The 24,062-nt window shown below is 41.2% G+C and carries 19 protein-coding genes and 1 pseudogene; 10 read left to right on the plus strand and 10 right to left on the minus strand.

The features are described from left to right. Positions 1-175 precede the first annotated feature (175 nt). From purD to glyA, 3 genes are all read left to right on the plus strand, one after another. On the plus strand, positions 176-1,465 hold the full coding sequence (purD, locus tag BKL51_RS00075; protein ID WP_077464737.1) for a phosphoribosylamine--glycine ligase: 1,290 nt from the start codon (positions 176-178) through the stop codon (positions 1,463-1,465). Positions 1,466-1,604: 139 nt separating this feature from the next. Continuing rightward, positions 1,605-2,834 carry a DUF711 family protein gene (locus BKL51_RS00080; protein WP_077464738.1) on the plus strand — a complete coding sequence of 410 codons (1,230 nt, stop codon included), beginning with the start codon at positions 1,605-1,607 and terminating at the stop codon, positions 2,832-2,834. Positions 2,835-2,973: 139 nt separating this feature from the next. Further along, positions 2,974-4,239, plus strand: coding sequence for a serine hydroxymethyltransferase (gene glyA, locus BKL51_RS00085; RefSeq protein WP_077464739.1), 1,266 nt, complete (start codon positions 2,974-2,976; stop codon positions 4,237-4,239). 180 nt (positions 4,240-4,419) lie between these two features. On the opposite strand, the gene secF is transcribed toward glyA, so the two are convergent. The 3 genes from secF to yajC are packed head-to-tail and all read right to left on the minus strand — an operon-like array spanning position 4,420 to position 7,574. Then, positions 4,420-5,394, minus strand: a complete 975-nt coding sequence (gene secF, locus BKL51_RS00090; RefSeq protein ID WP_077464740.1) for a protein translocase subunit SecF — start codon at positions 5,392-5,394, stop codon at positions 4,420-4,422. Positions 5,395-5,405: 11 nt separating this feature from the next. Further along, positions 5,406-7,256 carry a protein translocase subunit SecD gene (secD, locus tag BKL51_RS00095; protein WP_077464741.1) on the minus strand — a complete coding sequence of 617 codons (1,851 nt, stop codon included), beginning with the start codon at positions 7,254-7,256 and terminating at the stop codon, positions 5,406-5,408. Between the two features lie 24 nt (positions 7,257-7,280). Further along, a complete protein-coding gene (gene yajC / locus BKL51_RS00100; protein WP_077464742.1) occupies positions 7,281-7,574 on the minus strand; it encodes a preprotein translocase subunit YajC in 294 nt (97 codons plus the stop codon). A gap of 365 nt (positions 7,575-7,939) precedes the next feature. Here yajC and BKL51_RS00105 point away from each other — a divergent pair. Beyond that, positions 7,940-9,111 (plus strand): annotated as a pseudogene (locus tag BKL51_RS00105) (DUF6396 domain-containing protein). 139 nt (positions 9,112-9,250) lie between these two features. Here BKL51_RS00105 and accC read toward each other — a convergent pair. The 5 genes from accC to menB form a co-directional block, all read right to left on the minus strand. Then, entirely contained in the window at positions 9,251-10,597 is a 1,347-nt protein-coding gene (accC, locus tag BKL51_RS00110; RefSeq protein ID WP_077464743.1) for an acetyl-CoA carboxylase biotin carboxylase subunit, read from the minus strand. A 60-nt stretch (positions 10,598-10,657) separates the two neighbouring features. Next, the gene (gene accB, locus BKL51_RS00115; RefSeq protein WP_077464744.1) at positions 10,658-11,119 is read right to left on the minus strand and encodes an acetyl-CoA carboxylase biotin carboxyl carrier protein; all 462 of its coding nucleotides are present in this window, start codon (positions 11,117-11,119) and stop codon (positions 10,658-10,660) included. 164 nt (positions 11,120-11,283) lie between these two features. Continuing rightward, a complete protein-coding gene (aroQ, locus tag BKL51_RS00120) occupies positions 11,284-11,733 on the minus strand; it encodes a type II 3-dehydroquinate dehydratase (RefSeq protein ID WP_077464745.1) in 450 nt (149 codons plus the stop codon). Positions 11,734-11,790: 57 nt separating this feature from the next. After that, the gene (gene menC / locus BKL51_RS00125; RefSeq protein WP_077464746.1) at positions 11,791-12,783 is read right to left on the minus strand and encodes an o-succinylbenzoate synthase; all 993 of its coding nucleotides are present in this window, start codon (positions 12,781-12,783) and stop codon (positions 11,791-11,793) included. Positions 12,784-12,839: 56 nt separating this feature from the next. Next, positions 12,840-13,697, minus strand: coding sequence for a 1,4-dihydroxy-2-naphthoyl-CoA synthase (menB, locus tag BKL51_RS00130; RefSeq protein ID WP_077464747.1), 858 nt, complete (start codon positions 13,695-13,697; stop codon positions 12,840-12,842). Positions 13,698-13,844: 147 nt separating this feature from the next. On the opposite strand from menB, the gene BKL51_RS00135 reads away from it, so the two are divergent. The 4 genes from BKL51_RS00135 to BKL51_RS00150 all read left to right on the plus strand — a co-directional run bounded on the left by BKL51_RS00135 (position 13,845) and on the right by BKL51_RS00150 (position 17,506). Next, positions 13,845-14,411 carry a DUF5358 domain-containing protein gene (locus BKL51_RS00135; RefSeq protein WP_077464748.1) on the plus strand — a complete coding sequence of 189 codons (567 nt, stop codon included), beginning with the start codon at positions 13,845-13,847 and terminating at the stop codon, positions 14,409-14,411. Between the two features lie 179 nt (positions 14,412-14,590). Continuing rightward, positions 14,591-16,249: a phospho-sugar mutase gene (locus tag BKL51_RS00140; RefSeq protein WP_077464749.1), complete on the plus strand. Its 1,659-nt coding sequence runs from the start codon at positions 14,591-14,593 to the stop codon at positions 16,247-16,249. Positions 16,250-16,323: 74 nt separating this feature from the next. Further along, the gene (locus tag BKL51_RS00145) at positions 16,324-16,653 is read left to right on the plus strand and encodes a multidrug efflux SMR transporter (protein ID WP_077464750.1); all 330 of its coding nucleotides are present in this window, start codon (positions 16,324-16,326) and stop codon (positions 16,651-16,653) included. 199 nt (positions 16,654-16,852) lie between these two features. After that, positions 16,853-17,506 carry a YitT family protein gene (locus tag BKL51_RS00150; protein WP_077464751.1) on the plus strand — a complete coding sequence of 218 codons (654 nt, stop codon included), beginning with the start codon at positions 16,853-16,855 and terminating at the stop codon, positions 17,504-17,506. A 235-nt stretch (positions 17,507-17,741) separates the two neighbouring features. Here the strand turns inward: BKL51_RS00150 and BKL51_RS00155 are convergent, their stop codons facing one another. Both BKL51_RS00155 and BKL51_RS00160 read right to left on the minus strand, forming a co-directional pair. Further along, positions 17,742-19,988, minus strand: coding sequence for a nitric-oxide reductase large subunit (locus BKL51_RS00155; protein ID WP_077464752.1), 2,247 nt, complete (start codon positions 19,986-19,988; stop codon positions 17,742-17,744). Between the two features lie 255 nt (positions 19,989-20,243). Continuing rightward, on the minus strand, positions 20,244-21,296 hold the full coding sequence (locus BKL51_RS00160; RefSeq protein WP_077464819.1) for a TrmH family RNA methyltransferase: 1,053 nt from the start codon (positions 21,294-21,296) through the stop codon (positions 20,244-20,246). A gap of 148 nt (positions 21,297-21,444) precedes the next feature. Between BKL51_RS00160 and pssA the strand changes: the two genes are divergently transcribed. Continuing rightward, the gene (pssA, locus tag BKL51_RS00165; RefSeq protein ID WP_077464753.1) at positions 21,445-22,812 is read left to right on the plus strand and encodes a CDP-diacylglycerol--serine O-phosphatidyltransferase; all 1,368 of its coding nucleotides are present in this window, start codon (positions 21,445-21,447) and stop codon (positions 22,810-22,812) included. 91 nt (positions 22,813-22,903) lie between these two features. Continuing rightward, positions 22,904-23,995 carry a tRNA preQ1(34) S-adenosylmethionine ribosyltransferase-isomerase QueA gene (gene queA / locus BKL51_RS00170; RefSeq protein WP_077464820.1) on the plus strand — a complete coding sequence of 364 codons (1,092 nt, stop codon included), beginning with the start codon at positions 22,904-22,906 and terminating at the stop codon, positions 23,993-23,995. Positions 23,996-24,062 lie beyond the last annotated feature (67 nt).

Raw genomic sequence — 24,062 nt, forward strand, 5'->3', positions numbered from 1 at the left:
ATTTAGCGTTAAGAAAATGACAATAAAGCAAAGATCAGCGATTTAACTGGGGCGTGTTTTCTTTGCCTACTTTCTTTTACACGAGTAAAAGAAAGTAGGTCGCCTTCAGGCGAAACCTGAATTAAGTTAAAAAAATACTTTTGATAAACACAACATTAACATTGTAAGGATCATCATGAATATTTTAATCATCGGAAACGGCGGTCGTGAACACGCGCTTGCTTGGAAAGCCGCTCAATCTCCACTAGCCAAAAAAGTTTTTGTCGCACCCGGCAACGCAGGAACGGCACTGGAAAGCAACATTGAAAACGTTAATATTGCTGTTACTGATATTCCGGCACTTGTTAAATTCGCACAAGATAATCAAATCGGCTTAACCATTGTTGGGCCTGAAGCTCCGTTAGTTATTGGTGTAGTGGATGCATTTCGTGCGGTAGGATTAAAAATTTTCGGGCCAACACAAGCGGCAGCCCAATTAGAGGGTTCGAAAGCTTTTACTAAAGATTTTTTAGCCCGCCACAAAATTCCAACAGCGGAATATCAAAATTTCACAGAGGTAGAACCAGCATTAGCATATTTGCGGGAAAAAGGTGCTCCAATTGTCGTGAAAGCAGATGGTTTGGCTGCCGGTAAAGGCGTGATTGTAGCGATGACACTACAGGAAGCGGAAGAGGCGGTACGTGATATGTTATCGGGCAACGCCTTTGGTAAGGCGGGTAGCCGAGTGGTGATCGAAGAGTTTTTAGATGGTGAAGAAGCCAGTTTTATTGTGATGGTGGATGGCAAAAATGTTGAACCGATGGCAACCAGTCAAGATCATAAACGCGTGGGTGAGAACGATACTGGGTTGAATACAGGGGGAATGGGCGCTTATTCACCTGCACCGGTGGTTACAGCTGAGATTCACGATCGCATTATGCAGGAAGTCATTTATCCGACTGTAAACGGCATGGCGGCGGAAGGGAATGTTTACACCGGTTTCTTATATGCCGGTTTAATGATTATGCCGAACGGCCAACCGAAAGTGATCGAATTTAACTGCCGTTTTGGTGATCCGGAAACCCAACCAATTATGTTACGTTTAGAGTCCGATCTGGTTGAACTTTGTCTTAAAGCCTGTGAAGGCAAGTTAGATGAAATTCAATCCCAATGGAATCCAAAGGCTTCATTGGGTATTGTATTAGCGGCGGAAGGCTATCCGGGGGATTATCGCAAAGGCGATGAAATTATCGGTTTGCCGCAAAGTGCGGTTGAAAATGAAAAAGTTTTCTTAGCGGGTGTGGAAGCCAAAGGCGGGAAATTGCTTACCAATGGCGGCCGCGTATTATGTGCTACTGCCTTAGGCGACAGTGTATTGGAAGCACAACAAAAAGCGTTGAAACTAGCAGAACAAATCCAATGGAACGGTCGTTTTTATCGTCGTGATATTGGTTATCGTGCAGTTGCTCGTGAAAAGCAAAAATAATGGAAAAATTACTCATAAATCACCGAAGTGATTTATTCGCTCTTGCGGAGCCGTTAGCAAAGCCAACGTTCAAAATCCGTCGGATTTTGTGACCGCACTTGACGTCAATTTTTTTCATTAACTTAAAATAGGAAAATGCATGGATTACAAAAATAAATTACTCTGTCGTATTCGTACCATTAGTTTTTTCTTAACATTATGTAAGGATAAAACACAATGGGAAGTTGCACTCCATTCTGTGAAACGTGAAGTCGATTTATTGTTGCCGGCGATGCAAAAATCTGGTTATGTTTTGCAATCCATTCGGATTATTACCAATCCTTTCGGTGAATATTTAGATTTAACCGATGTGAAAAATGCAAAAGCGGATTTACAGTACTTAACGGGTTTACTCAATAAATTGAATGAAAGTGGCGTACGTATTCGCTTTGCGATCGGTGCAGCAAGCAATGTTCAGGAAATCGCATTGCTGCCTGAACTTATCGCTGATTATGGTGATTTATGTAATGCTTGCGTAAATGTACCGTTAGATGAAAATGGTATTTTGAATAATCATTTGATTGAGCAATCTGTTAGTGCGGTGCAACGTATTGCTCAAATCACTCCGCGTGCTGAAGGCAATTTTAACTTTACTGTAAATTTTAACTGCAAACCCTTTATTCCCTATTTTCCCGCCGGTTATCATTTGAGCCATTTGCCGAATAGTTTTGTTATTGGTTTGGAAACGCCGGATTTGTTAGTGGCTGCGTTAGAATCAGTTTTGAAATCCTCTCATAATCAGTTTTATGCCGACTGCTATCAGTCTATGTTGAAAGCGCTACAGTATCATGTAGATGAAATCCTTGCCACGTTAAGTGCGGTTAAATTATCCGGCAATTTTGAATTTGTCGGTATTGATAGCTCGGCAGCACCATCGAAAAACTGTGCTTCTATAACGAAACTGTATGAGCTTATGGGGGTTCCATATTTTGGAGCGGCCGGTACGATTGAAGTATCGGCATTACTAACCAAAGTATTTAAATCCGTGCAAAACGTGCCGCTGGTGGGATTCTCAGGTTTAATGTTGGCAGTAACGGAAGATCTCGGTTTGGCACAAGGCACGCAACAGGAACAGTTTGATATTCGCTCATTGCTCACTTATAGTGCCGTATGCGGTATAGGCTTAGATACGGTACCTGTGGCCGGCAATGCCAGTGCGGCAAGTATTGCTGCGATTATGCGTGATGCGGGGACCATGGCATTTCGTTTAAATAAGCCGTTGACCGTGCGTTTATTCCCTATTCCGAACAAAATTGCTGGTGAAATATCCGAGTTTGAAAGCGATGATCTGTGTAATTGTCGCATTCTGGGTATTCCGTACCAAGAATAGAAAATATTGAAAAAATGACCGCACTTTTCCTATGAATCTTTTTCATTCCTTAGATGAAAAAATATGTACTAGATTTTAATTAAATTTAAACCAATAAGCGGTTACACTATAGATCGCAATCACATAACAGGAGAACACAATGTTTACTAAAAATATGAATATCGCCGACTACGATCCGGTATTATGGCAAGCGATTCAAGATGAAAACCGCCGTCAGGAAGAGCATATCGAATTAATCGCTTCTGAAAACTATGCCAGTCCGCGTGTGATGGAAGCACAGGGTTCGCAATTTACCAATAAATACGCTGAAGGCTATCCGGGCAAGCGTTATTACGGCGGTTGTGAGTATGCGGACATTGTGGAACAACTCGCTATTGATCGTGCAAAAGAGTTATTCGGTGCAGATTATGTGAATGTTCAACCGCACTCAGGTTCTCAAGCCAATGCTGCGGTGTATGGCGCATTGATTAATGCTGGCGATACTATTTTAGGAATGGATTTAGCGCACGGCGGCCACCTAACACACGGTGCAAAAGTCAGTTTCTCCGGTAAAATTTATAATTCGGTGCTTTATGGTATCACTGCGGACGGTTTGATTGATTATGAAGATGTGCGCCAAAAAGCATTACAATCTAAACCAAAGATGATTGTAGCCGGTTTCTCCGCTTATTCTCAGGTAGTCGATTGGGCGAAAATGCGTGAAATTGCCGATGAAGTCGGGGCATATTTATTTGTGGATATGGCACACGTTGCAGGGTTAATTGCCGCGGGATTATATCCAAATCCATTACCGCATGCCCACGTAGTGACTACAACGACCCATAAAACCCTTGGCGGCCCGCGAGGCGGTTTAATTCTTTCTTCTTGTGGCGATGAAGAAATCTATAAAAAATTACAATCTTCCGTATTCCCGGCTAATCAGGGCGGTCCGTTAGTTCACATTATCGCAGCGAAAGCGGTATGTTTTAAAGAAGCCTTAGAACCTGAATACAAAGTATATCAAGCCAACGTGTTGAAAAATGCTAAGGCGATGGTAGAAGTATTTAAACAACGCGGTTTTGATGTGGTATCAAACGGTACGGAAAATCATCTGTTCTTGGTGAGTTTCATCAAACAAGGCTTAACCGGCAAAGCTGCCGATGCGGCATTAGGAAAAGCAAACATTACCGTGAATAAAAACTCGGTGCCAAATGACCCGCAAAAGCCGTTTGTAACTTCGGGTATCCGAGTGGGTACACCGTCAGTAACCCGTCGTGGTTTTAATGAACAAGATTGTCGTGATTTAGCCGCTTGGATGTGTGATATTTTAGATGTCCTTGGCAAAGAAAACGAAGAACAAGTTATTGAAGCGACTAAAGAAAAAGTATTAGCAATTTGTAAACGTCTTCCTGTTTACCCTGCGTAATTTTTTATACTCATCATATAAATAAGCGACGATATTCATCGTCGCTTATTTTTTTTATATAAAAAGATGAAATTCGCACAAAATATAAATTTCTATTAGAGAATATTTTTTCTTTATCCTTTTAGGAAAGAAGATTTTCATTTGAAAAAGTGCGGTCAAAATTAACCGCACTTTTTGTGATTAAGGGAGTTCGTCCACTTCTTTATCTACTTTTGGCGGAATCATATGTTCGCGTCTCAATCCGACATCATAAGCAATGGCAATTGCAATAAAGATGGAGGAATAAGTACCGAATCCAATCCCGACAAGCAATGCTAAGGAGAAGTTATGAATAGACGGACCGCCGAAGAAGAACAATGCGATAACGACAATTAGCGTTGTTGCAGAAGTCATAATTGTTCTTGATAAAGTTTGAGTCAGGGAAATATCAATAATATCAATTGTATCCAATCGTCTGATTTTGCGGAAATTTTCACGAACCCGGTCAAACACAACAATACTGTCATTGATGGAATAACCCACTACGGAAAGAATTGCCGCCACGAAAGTTAAGTCCATTTCCACTTGTAAAGCTGAGAATACGCCAAGGGTAATCACAACGTCGTGGGCGAGAGAGGCGATGCCCCCTAAGCCTAAACGCCATTCAAAACGTGAACCGATATAAATTAGCATCATAGCCAGTGTGGCTAAAGTGGCATAAACCGCTCCTTGTGCCAATTCTTCTCCAACGTTAGGCCCAACGAATTCGATACTTTTAATTTTAATACCGGAGTCGAGTTCTACCAACATTGATTTTACCCGATCACCAATACCCGAATCATTATCAGAGGCCGGTAAGCGAATCATCACATCCTGAACGGAGCCGGTAGTCTGCACAATAGGGCTTTCAATACCGTGTTCTTTCAGTTTATTACGGATCTGTTCAAGATTTGCCGTTTGAGAAAAGTGAGTATCGAATACTACGCCACCGGTAAAATCTAATCCCCAGTTAAAGCCTTTTGTGACGATAAAAAACATTGAAATCGCCATAAAAAGTGTTGAAACAATATAGCCCCATTTACGTATTTTCATAAATTCGGCTAATGGGAACGGAAGTTTAATTCCGTTAATTTCCTTGATGAGATGTCCGTTTTTATCTCTTGCGAAAAGTGCCATAGTCACCTCAATTAAATAGAAAGTTTTTCAACACGTTTGCCGCCATAGATTGCGTTTACCAGAGCGCGAGTTCCGGTAATAGCGGTAAACATGGAAATTGCCACACCCAATGAGAGGGTAATTGCGAAACCTTGAATCGGACCGGTTCCCACTGCATAGAGAATAATGGCCGTTAAGATAGTGGTTAGGTTCGCATCAAAAATAGAGGTAAATGCTCCATTGTAACCTTCATTAATAGCCTGTTGGATAGGGCGCCCGTTACGGATTTCTTCTTTAATGCGCTCAAAGATCAATACGTTGGCATCAACCGACATTCCAAGGGTTAACACGATACCCGCAATCCCCGGCATAGACAATGTTGCACCCGGAAGAATAGACATTAAACCGACTAACAAGACAATATTAATAACCATTGCAAGGCTTGCGATAATACCGAAAAGCTTATAGTAGATAAGCATAAATACGATAACAGAGATTAATCCCCAAAAGCTGGCGTTCATACCTTGCTCAACATTTTGCGCACCAAGTGATGGACCGATCGTGCGTTCTTCCACAATTTGTACCGGAGCGATTAACGCACCTGATTTTAATAAAGTGGAAAGATTATTGGCTTCCGCCATACTGCCTACACCGGTAATTTGGAAGTTTGCGCCAAAGCGGGCCTGAATCGTAGCAACGTTGATTACTTCTTCGCTTTTCTCAAGAATGGTTTTACCGTTCTCATCTTTCTTGCCGTTGTCTTTATATTCAACGTAAAGGGTTGCCATTGGTTTTTTATAGTATTTTTTGGTGAGTTGAAGCATTTGCTCCCCACCTTCACTATCTAGAGTGACACTCACCTGTGGCATTCCAGATTGATGATCGAGTGCGGCACTTGAGTTGATGATATGTTCACCGCCTAAAGACGGGCGTTTTAACAATACAACGGGATGCCCCTCACGATTATATTTCACTTCTGAATCAGATGGGATAATACCGCGAGCTGCCGCTTCCGCATTTACCGTAGCGTTCACCATGCGGAATTCAAGAGTTGCTGTCGCACCAAGAATCTCTTTCGCGCGTGCGGTATCCTGTACACCTGGCAATTCAATGACGATACGTTCTGCACCTTGACGCTGTATTACCGCTTCCGCCACACCTAATTCCGAAACACGTTTACGCAAAATTGTTAAGTTTTGCTCAATCGCCAAATCGCGTGCTTCATTAAGTGCGATTGTAGATAAGGATAAATTTAGCGTATCGTTGCCTGAATCGCTCACGTCTAAGGTTGGATGAGCTTGACGAATAATGCGGGTCGCTTTTGAGAGTTGATCCGGATTGGCAAGCGTAATGGTTGTACCGAAATGATCGGCATTCTTAATCCCCGTGTATTGAATTTTTTCTTTGCGAAGATCGTTACGCAATGTGTCCTGTAATTGTTCTTGACGTTTTGCCAGTGCGGAGTTCATATCCACTTCCATCAAGAAACGTACCCCGCCGCGTAGATCCAAGCCCCATTTCATTGGGTTTGCCCCTATACTGCTTAACCAAGTAGGGGTTGCCGGTGCAAGATTTAAAGCCGTGCTATAGTTTGTACCGAGTTTTTCGGCAATTTTGTCCTTAGCAAGTAACTGATCGTCCGTATTATTGAAACGGGCTAAAATAGAGCCTTGTTCAAGAACAATGGATTTTGTCGGAAGATTATTGGCTTTTAAGACCTCTTGAACCTGTCCTAATGTAGTCGTATTAGCTTGTTGCCCCCGAGTACCTGAAATTTGCACTGCGGGATCTTCACCGTAAATATTTGGAAGAGAGTATAAAACACCAATGGCGACCACGAGGATCACCATTAGATTCTTCCATAATGGGTAACGATTTAACATAGTTGTCCCTTTATGAATGGAGGATTAAAGAGTCTTTACAGAACCTTTTGGAAGAATAGTCACAATATAGTTACGGTTGATTGTGATTTCCGTTGTTTCATTTAATGCAATCACCACACTGTTATTGTCTTCAATCACTTTGGTGATTTTACCCATCATACCGCCGGCAGTGAGTACCTCAGAGCCTTTGGCTAATTCAGACATCAATTTTTTGTGTTCTTTGTTACGCTTCGCCTGAGGGCGATAAATCATAAAGTAAAAAATTAAACCGAAAATCACGAAAATAACTAACGTGGACATTGGACTTTGAGCTTCCATTTGATGTTTTCCTTATTAAACTTAAGTTGAAAATTGGGCGATAAAATACCATAAATCGCACAAAATGTGAAAAGCATATTGATTGATTGCAGAATTTATTGCGGCCAAAGTTTTTTGACCGCTTTATTTATAAAGCGTCTATATTAGAAAGAAGGAAATTTTTTATTGGATTAAATCGGATAAATTATCTTATGGATTTTAAAGGTACACGGCTATCCGTTTAAAAATACGCATCCATTAGTCACTCCGAAAATCACAAGGCAAAAATAGAAAATATCTCCCATAAAACACGCTAAAAAATAACCGCACTTTTAGGTTTTAAGGTGCGGTTTTGTTTGAATAGGTTGTTCTAATGAAATTTTAGAATGAAAAAATGCTTAAAAATTTTATTAGTACTGGTGATTGCAATAATCATCGGTTTATTTTGGCTATATCGTTATCTGGAATGTAACCCGATACCGCTAACCCTGGGCGGCGGGCCTTCCGGTCCCCGTCCGGAGCGTTGCTATACCAAGCAAAAAGAACAACAGAGGAACACAAACATGGCAAAATTAACACAACTGGCCGCCTTAGAATTTACGTGCCAAAAAGAAGCGCGACCGCCTCTCTCAGAAGAAACCCGGCAATTATATAACTATGCTCTTTATCATGACCTGCATAATATGTGGGAGGGAGAGAAAGGCGATGAAGTATGGAACGGGCTGCCTATTACCGCATTGCTGCCGCCAACGGCGATTATAAAGCCAATATTCGCTTGCAATATCTGTTACAAAGCGGACGGATTAGCAGTGATATGCCGCAAACGGAAGTGCACAATCTGAATGAAGAATTAGCAAAACAACTGCCTGCCACCGCTTATTACAATCTATATGGCTATTTAGATGTGGGGTATGGGGTACGTACCGAAAAAGACGGTCAATATGCTTATTTAAGAAAAGCGGCGGATTTAGGCAGTCGGGAAGCACAGTATGTCATAGCAGAGATGTTATTTGATATGGATAAAGAGGAAAGTCAAGAAGCTTTTAAATATCGTTTAAAACTTGTTCAACAGTTGCGGACCTGTGCATCCGAATAAGGGGTAGGCGATGCCTCATCTAATTTAGGATCGAGCTTTAAATTTAATAAAAAGTATGTAGAAGCAGTAAAAAGTTATCATCAAGGTGTTAAAAACGGCGATTCAATCTCAGCAGTCGTGCTTAGAGAGGGGGTTAGCAAAAATATAGCTAAAGAAAGTTTTGATTTTCTTGATGTAGTTCCTGATGAAGAACGTTCAAGAAGATATGAAATTATTCGGAAATATTTATCACGCTATGACTATCTTCAACCCAAAGTCCCCGACTTAGACGATATCGTGCCGTTACCGCCCGCCCCTTTGCCGGAATGGGACGGCAAAATTGCCTTTCAGCGTTGGTATGAAGGCGACGCGCCGCCCAAACCGAGTGAAGCCCTGATGTTAAAACTGGCAAATCAGGCGGGCGTTCGAGTGGATAACGGGCTAGATTTAGAAACGGGTTTACCGAAGAAACCGAAAAAATAATGGAGAAATGACTTATAAATCCCTGAGGTGATTTATTCGCTCCTACAGAGGCGTTATCAAAGCCTTTTAAGTCGATAACCACCTTCACAGAAGGTGGTTTTAGTTAGCAATAAAAAGCTCACCGATGTGAGCTTTTTTGTTAATCATGTAATCCCAGCTTTTTCTCAAGGTAATGAATATTCGTTCCTCCCTTTTGAAAATTTTCATCTTCTAAAATCATTTCATGTAACGGGATATTCGTTTTAATACCATCAATAATAGTTTCTGCCAAGGCATTTTGCATACGACGAATTGCCACTTCACGCGTATCGCCATAAGTAATCAATTTTGCAATCATGGAGTCATAATGCGGAGGCACGGTATAACCACCATACACGTGAGAATCCCAACGTACCCCTAACCCACCCGGTGAATGTAAGTGAATAACTTTGCCCGGTGACGGTAAGAAAGATTTTGGATCTTCCGCATTGATACGGCATTCAATCGCATGACCTTTCACTTTCACATCTTCTTGTTTAAAGGAAAGTGGTAGCCCCGCGGCAATTCGTAACTGCTCTTTTACTAAATCAATGCCGGTAATCATTTCGGTAACAGGATGTTCCACTTGGATACGGGTATTCATTTCAATGAAATAAAACTCACCATTTTCATATAAGAACTCAAAGGTACCCGCACCACGATAACCAATTTCCACACAAGCATTAGCACAACGAGAACCGATATCACGGCGTAATTCTTCGGTAATTCCCGGTGCCGGTGCTTCTTCCACCACTTTTTGATGGCGGCGCTGCATAGAACAATCACGCTCCGCCAAATACACCGCATTGCCGTGAGTATCCGCCAATACTTGAATTTCCACGTGGCGCGGATTTTCTAAGTATTTTTCCATATAAACCATATCATTATTAAACGCCGCTTTTGCTTCCGCTTTTGTCATCGCAATGGACTCTTCTAGCGCTTCTTCGCTACGTACTACACGCATACCGCGACCACCACCACCACCGGAGGCTTTAATAATAATCGGATAACCGATACGTTTTGCAATTTCTTTATTTTTGGCAATGTCGTTCCCGACAGGGCCATCAGATCCCGGCACACAAGGCACACCGGCTTTTTTCATTGCTTTAATCGCAGAGACTTTATCACCCATTAAACGAATAACATCTGCCGTCGGCCCGATAAAAGTAAAACCGGAACGCTCTACTTGCTCGGCAAAATCCGCATTTTCAGATAAAAAACCATATCCCGGATGAATTGCATCCGCGCCCGTTACTTCAGCCGCAGCAATAATCGCAGGAATGTTTAGATAGCTTTTTGCCGAAGGTGCAGGCCCGATGCAAACAGTTTCATCTGCCAATAATACATGCTTTAAATCACGATCTGCCGTGGAGTGAACCGCAACGGTTTTAATGCCTAATTCTTTACATGCGCGTAAAATGCGTAATGCAATTTCACCACGGTTGGCAATCACAACTTTTTCTAACATAAGAGATTCCACTTGTTAAAAAATGGCGGGTAAGCCCGCCATTTCGGATAATTGATAGGATTATTCAATAACGATTAATGGTTGATCAAATTCAACAGGTTCGCCATCATTGACTAGGATTGCTTTTACTACGCCGGCTTTGTCCGCTTCAATACGGTTCATCATTTTCATTGCCTCAACAATACAAAGCGTATCACCTACTTTAATTGATTGTCCTACATCAACAAATGCTTTCGCTTCCGGGCTTGGGCTACGGTAGAATGTTCCTACCATCGGGGAACGAACTTGGTGACCGACGACCTCTTCAGAAACCGCTTGAGTAGCAGTTGGCGCAGGTGCATTGACCTGAGCCGGCACAACCGCCGGCGCAGCAACAGGTGCGGAGTATTGTACTGCCGCTGGCACAACGGTAGGCGCCGCACGACTAATACGAACCGTTCCCTCTTCTTCTTGAACTTCTAATTCAGTGATACCTGATTCTTCCACTAATTCGATCAGTTTTTTAATTTTACGAATGTCCATATGTTCTTCCTAAAAGAATAAAATTTTTGACCGCACTTTTATCAAAATAAGCACACAAAAGTGCAATCAGTTATAAACTTGTCTTTGAGCAGGCAAAGATTACATTAAATTTGGCTAAATTGCGATAAAATTCTATAAATTTCGCCTAAAATTGCTTATTTGCATTATTTTTTAGCTAAAAAATCCACGGCAAATAAAAAGGCAAATTCATACCCCTTTGCTCCCAATCCGCAAATCACGCCTTCCGCAATATCACTGAAATAAGAATGATGACGAAACGGCTCACGCTTATGTACGTTAGACAAATGAATTTCCACAAAAGGAATGGATACCGCCAATAACGCGTCTCGCAAGGCTACACTGGTATGCGTATAAGCGGCCGGATTAATTAAAATAAAATCTACCGTTTGGAAACTTTGGTGGATTTTCTCAATCAATTTTTCCTCGCTATTGGCTTGAAAACAGTCCAGTTCAATATTGTGTCGGTTAGCTAATGCTTTCAAATTTTCTTCAATGACTGCAAGGGATAAACTGCCGTAATGTTTAGGCTCGCGCGCGCCTAACATATTTAAGTTCGGGCCATTTAGTAACAAAACTCGGGATTTTTGTAACATTTTATCTTCCTTTTAAGGTTGTACATTATACGGATTTTTCAATAAGCGGTGGTCGAATCAGATAATCTTTGTAATCAATTCGGAATCCAAATCAATAAGCGGTAATGTCGATCCTTTCCATGGGCGAAGCACTTGATAGGCCATTAAATCCAGCGTATCTAAACCCGGTGTCACATTCGGTGTATATTGTTGTGCCATGCGTGCCAGTTGGGTTAAACCAAGGCTACTTTCAATACTTGAGCTAATCACCGCTTTCAATCCCAAAGTATGAGCTTTTTTAATTAATTCAATACAACGCTCAAGGGAACCGATTAATGTCGGCTTAATCACAATTGCCGCCAGGTGAGGTTCTTTTTTAAGCTGAAAATCGGGTGTTCGTAACGATTCATCCCAAGCAATAGCAATCCCTGATTGAGTTGCAAACTCAAGGCTTAATTCCGGCGTGTTACAAGGCTCTTCCAAAAATTGAATGCGGGCACGATGCGCCGGTTTTACTTTTGCCGCAAACAGTAATGCTTTTTCAAGCGACCAACGTCGGTTCGCATCAAGGCGCAGTTGCAAGTCAGGAATGGCTTCCAAAAACATATCCGCAATCAATCCGTCTCGGTTAGCTTCATACATACCCACTTTGATTTTTGCCACTTTCTCACCGGAAAGATAGGCTAATTTTCCATAAAGCTCATCGGGATCGCCATAACATAACGGTGCCGTATGATAGTTTCCTTCGGAGTTAAGTCGATCGGTTAGTTCCGCCAATGCACAGCTCAAACCAAAGGCTACGGACGGATAAAGCCCATCAAGTGACAATTTTTCATTGCGTGTGCGAGCTTCATTCCAATCGACAAGCCATTGTGCAGCTTGAATTTCCGCCATCTCTAAGGATTCCTCACTAAATCCCGGCAATGGCGCAATTTCCCCCCAACCTTCGTTATTCCGGCATTGGACACGCACAAGTAAGCCTTCACGGCGTTTTAAAAACCGATCCCGCAAAATAAGTTGGCTATCAACGGGAATCGAATAGCGATAAAGATTATAGTATCGAGTTGTCATAAATTTTGCTTATAAAAAAGTGCGGTTGAAATTAACCGCACTTTTGACTGAGTCGTTTAAGGATTACGTCTGAATTTACTGAAGTCCGGTGCACGTTTTTCATTAAACGCATTACGACCTTCTTGACCTTCTTCCGTCATATAGAACAACATAGTGGCATTACCTGCCAGCTCTTGTAAACCGGCTTGACCGTCGCAATCCGCATTTAATGCGGCTTTCAAACAACGTAACGCAATCGGGCTGTTACGCAACATCTCGCGACACCAACGTACGGTTTCTTTTTCAAGATCGGCGTAAGGCACCACGGTGTTCACTAAGCCCATATCCAAGGCTTCTTGCGCATTATACTGACGACATAAGAACCAAATCTCACGGGCTTTTTTCTGGCCGACCAAACGCGCCATATAACTTGCCCCCCAACCGCCGTCAAAAGATCCCACTTTCGGTCCCGTTTGACCAAAAATAGCGTTCTCCGCTGCAACGGTTAAATCACATAACATATGTAATACATGCCCGCCGCCAATGGCATAACCCGCCACCATTGCCACCACCGGTTTCGGGCAAGTACGAATATCCCGTTGAAAATCCAATACATTTAAATGATGTACGCCGCTTTCGTCTTTGTAGCCACCGTAATCCCCTCGGATTTTCTGATCACCGCCGGAACAAAATGCTTTTTCACCTTCGCCGGTGAGGATAATTACACCGATTTTTTCATCAAAACGGGCATTAGAAAAGGCATGAATCATTTCTTTTACGGTTTGCGGACGGAAGGCATTACGCACTTCAGGACGGTTAATGGTGATTTTTGCGATACCGTCGATAGATTTATGATAACGAATGTCCGTATATCCCTCACTATAATCTACCCATTCAACGGGCGCATAAAGCACGTCATCTTTTGGATTTTGCATGAATATTCCTTTTTAATTAATGAAAAGTGCGGTCATTATAACGGAAGTTTTTCGCTTCGGGAAAATGAAAATTTATTTTAGCCTTTATCTATTCTGTGCTTATTGCTAAAATTTTGTCTACATTAAAGCAATCCACCGAAGGCAAACATGAAATTTATTTTTACACTCGGCAGCGCACTATTACTTAGTGCTTGCAGCCTTTTCAATTCATCACAATCACCTATTCCGGCTGAATTTGCGGGGGCGGATTATCAACTTTCGGATAAAAATGCGAAACAATGGGCGATTGCAAGCAAACAGGCGGAGCAATGTATTTATCCCAATCTTACCCGTATTCAGCAACAGCATTTCGCTAAAGAAGACAGTTATATTCACTCCGAATATATTTTTTTCTATCCACTGGAAAAAATTATTGGTGAAGATTATGTCAAAATCATTCAGAACGATGAAAAATCGATGAATTACGCCACTTATCAATTCAAAAAATTTCGCACGGAAATAGCCGATGTTAAGCCGTTGGAAAATAAAAGCTGCCTAATTTTACGAACCCAAGCACGTGATGATTTAGATGTAGTGAAAGGGCAATATAAGAATGGCATGGTGGATAATTCAAAGAATGAAGACGGCGCGCTCAAAAATACTGACGGTGTTGCAACCAATCAAAATAAATTCTTTTTTGACATTATAAAATGGGGTTCCGCGCTACTACTATAACCTTAATAAATAAATCCAAGCATCACTTAACATAAAAATCAAATACCGTTTTTTAAGTAAACGATTGCACGAATAAAAAATGTTAAACAGATCAAACTTTCAGTAAATAAGCCTTTGAACTTTAATTGTTTTCCGATAACCTACCTAGAACATTTCTTTTAACTTAAGAAGGTGAAATTATGGCAACTCTTTTTGATATAGCACAAAATTGGTTAAACCAAGATCCCGATGCGGAAACTCGTGCAGAATTGACCGCACTTTTAGAGGCGGCAAAAGGTGGCGATACAAAAGCTGAAGCTGAATTACAAGCTCGCTTTGACGGTCGTTTACAATTTGGTACTGCCGGCTTACGCGGTCCTTTACAAGCCGGTTCAATGGGAATGAACCGTGTTTTAGTGGCGCAAGCCGCCGGTGGTTTGGCGGATTTCCTGAAAGACTATGACAACCAACCTTCTATCGTTATAGGCTACGACGGACGCAAAAATTCAGATGTGTTTGCACGCGATACCGCAGAGATTATGGCGGGCGCCGGAGTGAAAACCTATTTATTACCACGCAAATTGCCAACTCCGGTATTAGCTTATGCGATTCAATATTTTGACACCACGGCAGGTGTGATGGTGACTGCAAGCCACAACCCACCTGAGGATAACGGTTATAAAGTCTATTTGGGTAAGGCTAACGGTGGCGGGCAAATCGTCTCCCCTGCGGATCAAGAAATTGCTGCATTAATCGACAAAGTCGCAGCCGGCAATATTCAAGATTTACCGCGTAGTGATGACTATGTGATATTAAATGATGAAGTGGTAGAGGCTTATATTGCGAAAACCGCCTCTCTTGCTAAAGAACCGCAATGCGACATCAATTATGTGTATACCGCTATGCACGGCGTGGGTTATGAAGTATTAAGTAAAACTTTAGCCAAAGCAGGCTTACCACAACCTCATATTGTTGCAGAACAAGTCTGGCCGGATGGTTCTTTCCCAACAGTTAATTTCCCTAATCCGGAAGAAAAAGGCGCATTGGATCTTGCGATTAAAGTGGCGAAAGAAAACAATGCAGAATTTATTATTGCAAACGACCCTGATGCCGACCGCTTAGCTGTTGCCGTACCTGATGCGGAAGGTAACTGGAAATCTTTACACGGTAATGTGGTGGGTTGTTTCTTAGGTTGGTATTTAGCCAAACAATACCGCGCACAAGGCAAACAAGGTGTATTGGCTTGCTCTCTCGTTTCCTCACCGGCATTAGCGGAAATTGCTAAAAAATACGGTTTCCAATCGGAAGAAACCTTAACCGGTTTCAAATACATCGGTAAAGTGCAGGGCTTATTATTCGGCTTTGAAGAAGCGCTCGGCTATTTAGTTGATCCGGATAAAGTGCGTGATAAAGACGGTATTTCTGCGGCAATTATGTTCTTAGATCTTGTCCGCAACTTGAAAAAACAAGGTAAAACTTTGGCAGATTATGCCGATGAATTTACCAAAGAATTCGGCGCTTATGTAAGCGGACAAATCTCTATCCGCGTCAGCGATCTTTCTGAAATCGGTAAATTAATGACCGCACTTCGCGATGTACCGCCAAGTGTTATTGGCGGCGTGAATGTAACACAATTCATTGACCACACAAAAACCGATCGTCAAAGTGATATTCTTGTGTTTGTGCTAGAAAACGGCTCACGTTTAATAGCCCGTCCTTCCGGTACCGAACCGAAAATTAAATTCTATTTGGATGCACGGGGTACCGATCCGAAAAATGCCGAACAAGTGCTTGCTGATTTTGATGCAGGCGTGCGCAATATTCTTCGTCAGGATGCCTACGGCAAACAAGATTGTTAATAATTCAATAGTTACGATAATGCAATAAAAGAGATGTCTGATTGCATCTCTTTTTTATTTAATGAGGAATCATCATGAACCCTTGGATTTTACTTGCAGTTTCTATATGCTTAGAAATTGCCGCAACAAATTTATTAAAACTGAGCGATGGTTTTACCAAACTTTTTCCCACTATTGGCTCACTCACGCTTTATGCAATTTCTTTTTATTTTGTTTCAATTATTTTTCGTTCTTTGCCCGTTGGTTTGGTTTATGCCATCTGGTCTGGGGTTGGAATTGTCCTTACCGCAGTAGTTGCCTATTTTGCTTTTGGACAAAAAATTGATACGGCAGGCATGATCGGCATTGGGTTAATTATTGCAGGAGTACTCGTGATTAATCTCTCCTCATCAATATCCCATTAGAAAAAAGAACAAGAAATTAACCGCACTTTTTATACTGTTTGATTTAGTTTTCCGCCTCTCGCTTATCGCATAAGCTTAGATTTCACAGAAAGCGAAAACCCATATAATCAATTCCGCTATATAATATTGACGTTAAAGTGCTTTTCCTTTCACTTGTTCCCCCTTATGATAACCATATCTTCTTAACCATAGGTAATTTATGAAAAAAGCACGAGCAATACCTCATACAAACTGGGCAGCGGGTTCATTATGGTCGATAGAAGGTAAAACGATCTGCGTGTTATTATTTGCGTTAGCAATATTAGGAATTGGTGACGGTTTCATTGTATTGTCCAATTTTGGTTCCACTCCTTGGACAGTGCTTTCTCAAGGCATTACCTTACAAAGTGAAATTAGCATTGGTTGGGCATCGTTTTTTATCAGCTGTATAGTAATGTTGGCATGGCTGCCTTTAAAACTACGCTTTGGGCTAGGCACTCTTCTAAATATTATTATGATTGCTCTTTTCTTAGACATTACGACAAAAATTCTACCGGAACCGACCGCACTTTTCTCACGCATTACTTTCGGAATAATCGGGATTTTTCTATACGGATTAGGCACGGCATTATATCTCACTTGTCATTTGGGAGCAGGCCCTCGTGACGGGCTTATGGTTGGAATTTGCCAACGCTTCCATCTTAAAGTAGGAGTTGTCCGTACCGGTATTGAAATGTCGGTTTGCCTACTAGGTTTTTTTCTTGGAGGAATAGTGGGTATCGGTACGCTTATTTTTGCTGCCGGAATTGGCTGGATTGTGCAAAGTTGTCTTGAATTAATAACCCGTTTTTCACATTCATTGAATAAAAAATAGAAGTTTTACGGTATTATGTAGCAAATGCAAAAAATAAAAAATCTATATCGTACTGCGTTCTCCAAACGAATCGGTAAAACCTATATTCTTAAAACAACAAAAGCGGATAAGTGAAAGTCCGGCTTGCCGTTTAATCAGCATTTCCATTTCTCTCATATCAAAGTGCGCTCAAAAACTACTGTGTTTTGAAAAAGAAAAGCGGCTATTTCTAGCCACTTTTATTACCGCGCTTAAGTTAAGCAACTTTTTTCGGTTTGAAAAAAATCATTGTAAAGATTTGCCAGAAGAAGGCGAGTGCACCGAAAATAAAGATTACATCTCCCACTAAACGAACCCAGCGTAAAGTATCAAATAACGGTTGTTGCATAAACTCTTCACTACGCGCATACCATAGACCTTCAGAAATACTTGCATAACCTTGAATAATGCCGATTGGTAATAAACTTGATACGATCATTAATACCAAGCCGCCATTCAATAGCCAGAAGCCCCATTTCATCAATTTATCATTGAATGGAGTATCCGGGCGTAAGTAGCGTGCGATTAAGAATACAAAACCTAGCGCTAAGAAACCATACACACCGAATAAAGCCGAATGAGCATGCACTGCAGTTGTATTTAAGCCTTGGACATAGTAGAGTGAAATCGGCGGATTGATTAGGAAACCGAATACTCCGGCACCTAACATATTCCAGAATGCCACACCAACGAAGCAGTAGATAGGCCATTTTAAGCGCTCCATCCAAGGTGCTTTTTGTTTCATTGACCAGTGTTCCCAAGCCTCGTGGCCTAATAAGACTAATGGAACCACCTCAAGTGCGGAGAATGATGCTCCCACCGCAATAATGGGTGTGGTCGCACCGGCAAAGTAGAGGTGGTGAAAAGTGCCCGGAATACCGCCGATTAGGAATAATGCGGCTTCGGTAATGGTAGCAATCGTTGCCATTTTTTTGGAAACGAGTCCTAAACTCACGAAAATAAAAGACAGTGCCGCAACGGAAAATACTTCAAAGAAGCCTTCTACCCATAAGTGAACCACCCACCAACGCCAGTATTCCATCACAGATAAATGGGTATGCTCACCGTAGAACAATGCAGGACCGTAGAATAAGCCGATAGCAATAACAGATGCAAAGAATAAAGCAAGTAGGTTTTTATCACCCGGTTGTTTAAATGCGTTCACCGTACCACGAAGCATTAATACTAACCAGAATAAAATACCCGCAAATTTCACCGCTTGCCAAAAACGACCTAAGTCAATGAATTCATAGCCTTGATGACCAAACATAAAGCTTAATTCTTCAGGTAGGATATGTGCAATCGCTAAGTAGCTACCGGTGAATGAACCGACAACTAAAACTACTAATGCCCAGAATAAAATGTCAACACCTAATTTTTGATATTTCGGATCTTTCCCGCCGTTAATAATCGGTGCTAAAAATAAACCACCGGCTAGGAATGCCATGGCAATCCAGAATAATGCTGCTTGAATATGCCATGTACGCACAAGGGAATAAGGCAAGTATTGTGAAATATCAATGCCGTAAAACTCCTGACCTTCCACAGTATAGTGTGCAACAATTGCTCCTAAATTTACCTGTACGACAAATAAAGCTAAGACAGTGAACAAATATTTACCTAATGCGCGTTGCGATGGGGTGAGTTGTAATTTCGTAAGAGGATCAACATCTGCCGGAACAGGCTCTTTTTCATCTTCACCTTTTTTAAATGACCAAATCCACACCACAAAACCAACACCGGCAATTAAAAATACGATACTGGCGATAGACCAAATCACGTTTTCCGGGGTCGGCACATTATTAATTAATGGCTCATGCGGCCAGTTATTCGTATAGGTTGCGTGAGTATTAGGACGCTCAGTAGAAGCTGTCCAAGCTGTCCAAAAGAAGAATTTAGCAAGATCCTGACGAGCCTGTAAACTTGGCAATGTATTCTCCTTCATTGCAAAATTTTCACGCGTGCTTTTCGTTGCCGGATCATCACCGTATAAAGAAATGTAATATTGTGCGGTTCTATCAATTGCCGCTATGCGATTGTTAGAAAGCACCACTGTGCCGCTTTCATCGACTTTGCTACCACGGTATTCTTTTGTTAAGCGGTTTTTTAAAACAATTTGTTGCTCTTCGTCTAAATCGGCAAAATTTTTGCCATGTTCCTGATTCGCAACAATATCTAACCAGTTAACAAGCTCACGGTGTAACCAGTCTGCCGTCCAGTCCGGCGCTTGATAGGCACCATGTCCCCACACAGAGCCTAACTGCATACCGCCGGTACTTTGCCAAGCAGTTTGACCGTGCATAATTTCATCGCGAATAATCACCTTTTCACCTTGTTCCGATACATATTGTTGCGGAATAGGCGGTGCCGCACGATAAATTTCAAAACCGTAGTAACCGAGAATAGAGAATGCCCCTATCAACACGGTCACTAATAGGTACCAGAATTTTTTATACTGTCCCATTTCACCACTCCTAGATTTAATTTTATAGTTAGGGAATGTATGCAAAGCATACGAGAAGATATTTTACGAAAAGAAAAATACCCGACTAATTATATCAACTATTAAATCAAGAGTGATCACTAAAAGTAAGTAAATTTAAATGTTTGTTGAACTCAATATAAGACGGTCTAATTTTTGCGTCGTTACCTTAATTCAACTCTCATTTCATTTACGATAAAAAAGTATAGTTAATTTTAACCGCACTTTAGTTTATTCTTACTTTGAAAAATACCATTTTGACAACAGAATGCCGCTGTTCACCGCAATATTTAGCCCGTTTTTTAACGGATTACTTAAAGACAGACGAACATTTACATCCTGTTTTTCGCATAAATCAACCGTACCGGTTTCACTGAATAAAAATGCGACTTTTTTATTAAATCGAACTGAATCGAGGGGGATCCCCTCTTTGCCTTGTGCAACATGTATCACTTGATACCCGCTTTGGCGAAGTTGTTGTAATGCGGATTCAATATCTAAACACTCTAATAAACGGATATATTCCGCACCGCCTTCCGCAACACGCATAGCCGCCGCAGAATACAGATTATCGGCATTATTTGTTACGACATTCTTCACCCCATAAAATGCACAGGTACGCAGTACCCCCCCAATATTTTGAGCATTATCTACATTGTCTAACAGTACTAAACAATCCTCCTCATGCGGAATATCCAAATAGCCTTGCAACATGAACGAGCGTTGTTTTTTCACTAACATACAAATACCGCCGTGATGCGTCGTACCGCTCACAAGGGATAATTCTTCATTATCTACCACATGGTACACTTTTTTGTTTGTCGCTAAATAACTGAACATTTCACCGATTTTATGCGACATTTGCACCGTTGCCCAAACACGAACAATACTTTCCGGACGATTATTAAATAACGCTAAACAGGCATTTTCACCATAGACTTTCATTTCTTCCGCACGATTTTTCTTAATTTTTTCTGGCGCACGGGGTGAAAGTGCGCCGGTTTTCTTTTCTTTTGGTTTGTATGCCGTCCCCGTGCTTTTCACCAAAACTTTGACATTACCTTGTGCTCTGCCGCTTTTGTTTAGAGAAAGCTCGGCAACACGCAGCTCACGCACCTCTTGTTGAAAACGAGGTTGGTTTTTCCCTGCACTATGTTTTTTATCAAAGTGCGGTCGATTTTCACGATGTTTTTGCTCATTAAAATGCAAAGAAACATCGCGTTCAGAATGTTGTTCCTGAAAAGATTTACGAGAGTTGGTTTGAAAAGTCGGTTTGCGGGAATTGTTCATAAAAGGATACTCAAGAAAAAATTGGATAATAATTCGCCAAAAAATGTCAAATTTTGTGAGCATTATAACGAAAAAAAACCTTTTTTCTATCAATCCATCGGAGAAATATTGTAAACTAGCCCTCTCCTAGAGAATGCAGAGACAAATTATGTTAATCAATAAATTAAAACGAACAGAACAAAATCTCACAAATCTGCCTTTTTTGCCTTTAGAAAAAGAGCACGTGGAATTTTTGTTTAGTCCGACTGAATTTAAAACTCAGATTATTGAATTAATTAGAAATGCCCAAAAACGTATTTATGTAACCGCACTTTACTGGCAAAAAGATGAAGCGGGGCAAGAAATTCTTGATGAAATTTATCGTATCAAACAAAAACAGCCTGACTTAGACATTAAAATCCTTGTGGATTGGCACCGTAATCAGCGTAATTTACTGGGCGCGGAAAAATCGGCGACCAATGCCGATTGGTATGTGGAACAGCGTCAAACCTACCAACTCCCGGACGATCCGAATATATTTTTCGGTGTACCGATTAATACGCGTGAAGTGTTCGGCGTTTTACATGTCAAGGGATTTATTTTTGATGATACGGTGCTTTATAGTGGTGCGAGTATCAACAACGTGTATTTACAACAAGACGGCAAATACCGCTACGATCGCTATCAAAAAATCACCAATGCCGAATTAGCCGATTCAATGGTAAATTTTATTAATGAGTATTTATTAGACTTGAGTACCGTTCATCCGCTTGATGTGGCAAATCGTCCTCGAACCAAAGAAATTCGTTCCGCTATTCGCGTTTATCGTAAAAATTTAGCCAATCATGCGGAATACCGCTTGGAAAGTGCGGTTGGTTTTTCCGATATTTTAAGTGTTTCGCCATTATTCGGTTTGGGCGCGTCTGGCAATGAATTAAACCAAATCATTGAGGATTTATTTTTACAAGTTCAGGAAAATTTGGTGGTTTGTACACCTTATTTTAATTTTCCCCGTTCCCTGCAACTTAAAATTGCCCGCTTACTAGAAGAAGGGAAGAAGATCGAAATTATCGTAGGCGACAAAGTAGCAAACGATTTTTATATTCCGCCGGAACAGCCTTTCAAAATGGCGGGGGCATTGCCTTATTTATACGAAAGTAATCTCCGTCATTTTTGTGAAAAATTCCAACAAGACATTGAGCAGGGTCGATTAACAATTCGTTTATGGAAAGATAGCGATAATACTTACCACTTAAAAGGTGTGTGGGTGGATAATCGCTACATTTTACTGACCGGTAATAATTTAAATCCGCGTGCTTGGCGTTTAGATGCGGAAAATGGCTTGTTGATTCACGATCCTAAACAAGAATTACGTGATCAAGTCGAGAAAGAATTAAATCATATTCGTCAGCATACAACCGTATTGAGCCATTATGCCGAATTGGAAGAACTGTCTCAGTACCCTGAGCCGGTTCAAAAATTATTGAAAAAGTTTGCCCGAGTTAAAGCGGATAAATTAGTAAAAATGATTCTTTAATATGATAAAGGGGAAATAGTGAATATTTCCCCTTGAGCTTGTCAATTATTCTAACTAGACTACCCCATCTTTTTATCAACCCAATATGATTATGCGTGTTTCAGATTTCCACTTTGATTTACCCGATGAACTTATCGCCCGTTATCCCAAAAAAGATCGCTCTTCTTGTCGATTATTGACGTTAAATGGCGAAAACGGTGAAATTTCTCACCGCACTTTCACCGATGTATTCGATCTTATTGATGCGGGCGATTTATTAGTTTTTAACAATACCCGTGTTATTTCTGCACGAATGTTTGGACGCAAAGCCAGTGGCGGAAAAATTGAAGTACTGGTTGAACGTATGCTGGATGAACACCGCTTTCTCGCTCACATTCGCTCCTCAAAATCGCCTAAGGAAGGCACCGAATTATTTTTAGGGGAAGATAAACTGGGCGACAATAAAGGTATTCAAGCGGTGATGACCGCACGTCACAACACACTTTTTGAAGTCAAATTAACCGATAAATCCACCACACTTTTAACCGTGTTACAACAAATTGGCCATATGCCGTTACCGCCTTATATTGATCGCCCCGATGAGGAGGCGGATCAAGAATGCTATCAAACGGTTTATAGTAAAGTGCCCGGGGCGGTGGCTGCACCGACAGCCGGTTTGCATTTCGATGATGAACTATTGGCAAAACTTCAAGCCAAAGGTGTCAATTTTGAGTTTGTTACGCTCCATGTGGGCGCAGGCACATTTCAACCCGTGCGGGTGGAAAATATTGAAGATCATATTATGCATGCGGAATATGTAGAGCTTTCACAGGAAGTATGCAATGCGATTATTGAAACCAAAAAAGCCGGAAAACGTGTTATTGCGGTAGGAACAACATCCGTTCGTTCCATTGAAACCGCCGCTTTATCCGCAGAGGAAAACGGCAATCCGGATTTAATCGAGCCTTATTTTTCCGATACCTCAATTTTCATTTATCCCGGTAAAAAATTCCGTGTGGTGGATGCGTTAATCACCAATTTTCATTTACCGGAAAGTACATTAATCATGCTGGTTTCCGCCTTCGCCGGCTTTACCCGTACGATGAATGCCTACAAAAGTGCGGTCGAAAATCGCTACCGTTTTTTCAGTTACGGCGATGCAATGTTTATTACGAAAAATACCAATGTGAAGGGATTGGAATAAGCCGTTTGACTTAAATAAAATCAACACCTACAATAAAAAGCCAAGGATAATCAGACTATCCAAAAAA

Source organism: Rodentibacter sp. Ppn85 (genome assembly GCF_001999335.1).
Classification (GTDB): Bacteria; Pseudomonadota; Gammaproteobacteria; order Enterobacterales; family Pasteurellaceae; genus Rodentibacter.

Coding starts and splice junctions, on each gene's coding strand:
- purD (WP_077464737.1), top strand. CDS start 176: ATGAATATTTTAATCATCGGAAACGGCGGTCGTGAACACGCGCTTGCT.
- BKL51_RS00080 (WP_077464738.1), top strand. CDS start 1,605: ATGGATTACAAAAATAAATTACTCTGTCGTATTCGTACCATTAGTTTT.
- glyA (WP_077464739.1), top strand. CDS start 2,974: ATGTTTACTAAAAATATGAATATCGCCGACTACGATCCGGTATTATGG.
- secF (WP_077464740.1), bottom strand. CDS start 5,394: ATGGCACTTTTCGCAAGAGATAAAAACGGACATCTCATCAAGGAAATT.
- secD (WP_077464741.1), bottom strand. CDS start 7,256: ATGTTAAATCGTTACCCATTATGGAAGAATCTAATGGTGATCCTCGTG.
- yajC (WP_077464742.1), bottom strand. CDS start 7,574: ATGGAAGCTCAAAGTCCAATGTCCACGTTAGTTATTTTCGTGATTTTC.
- accC (WP_077464743.1), bottom strand. CDS start 10,597: ATGTTAGAAAAAGTTGTGATTGCCAACCGTGGTGAAATTGCATTACGC.
- accB (WP_077464744.1), bottom strand. CDS start 11,119: ATGGACATTCGTAAAATTAAAAAACTGATCGAATTAGTGGAAGAATCA.
- aroQ (WP_077464745.1), bottom strand. CDS start 11,733: ATGTTACAAAAATCCCGAGTTTTGTTACTAAATGGCCCGAACTTAAAT.
- menC (WP_077464746.1), bottom strand. CDS start 12,783: ATGACAACTCGATACTATAATCTTTATCGCTATTCGATTCCCGTTGAT.
- menB (WP_077464747.1), bottom strand. CDS start 13,697: ATGCAAAATCCAAAAGATGACGTGCTTTATGCGCCCGTTGAATGGGTA.
- BKL51_RS00135 (WP_077464748.1), top strand. CDS start 13,845: ATGAAATTTATTTTTACACTCGGCAGCGCACTATTACTTAGTGCTTGC.
- BKL51_RS00140 (WP_077464749.1), top strand. CDS start 14,591: ATGGCAACTCTTTTTGATATAGCACAAAATTGGTTAAACCAAGATCCC.
- BKL51_RS00145 (WP_077464750.1), top strand. CDS start 16,324: ATGAACCCTTGGATTTTACTTGCAGTTTCTATATGCTTAGAAATTGCC.
- BKL51_RS00150 (WP_077464751.1), top strand. CDS start 16,853: ATGAAAAAAGCACGAGCAATACCTCATACAAACTGGGCAGCGGGTTCA.
- BKL51_RS00155 (WP_077464752.1), bottom strand. CDS start 19,988: ATGGGACAGTATAAAAAATTCTGGTACCTATTAGTGACCGTGTTGATA.
- BKL51_RS00160 (WP_077464819.1), bottom strand. CDS start 21,296: ATGAACAATTCCCGCAAACCGACTTTTCAAACCAACTCTCGTAAATCT.
- pssA (WP_077464753.1), top strand. CDS start 21,445: ATGTTAATCAATAAATTAAAACGAACAGAACAAAATCTCACAAATCTG.
- queA (WP_077464820.1), top strand. CDS start 22,904: ATGCGTGTTTCAGATTTCCACTTTGATTTACCCGATGAACTTATCGCC.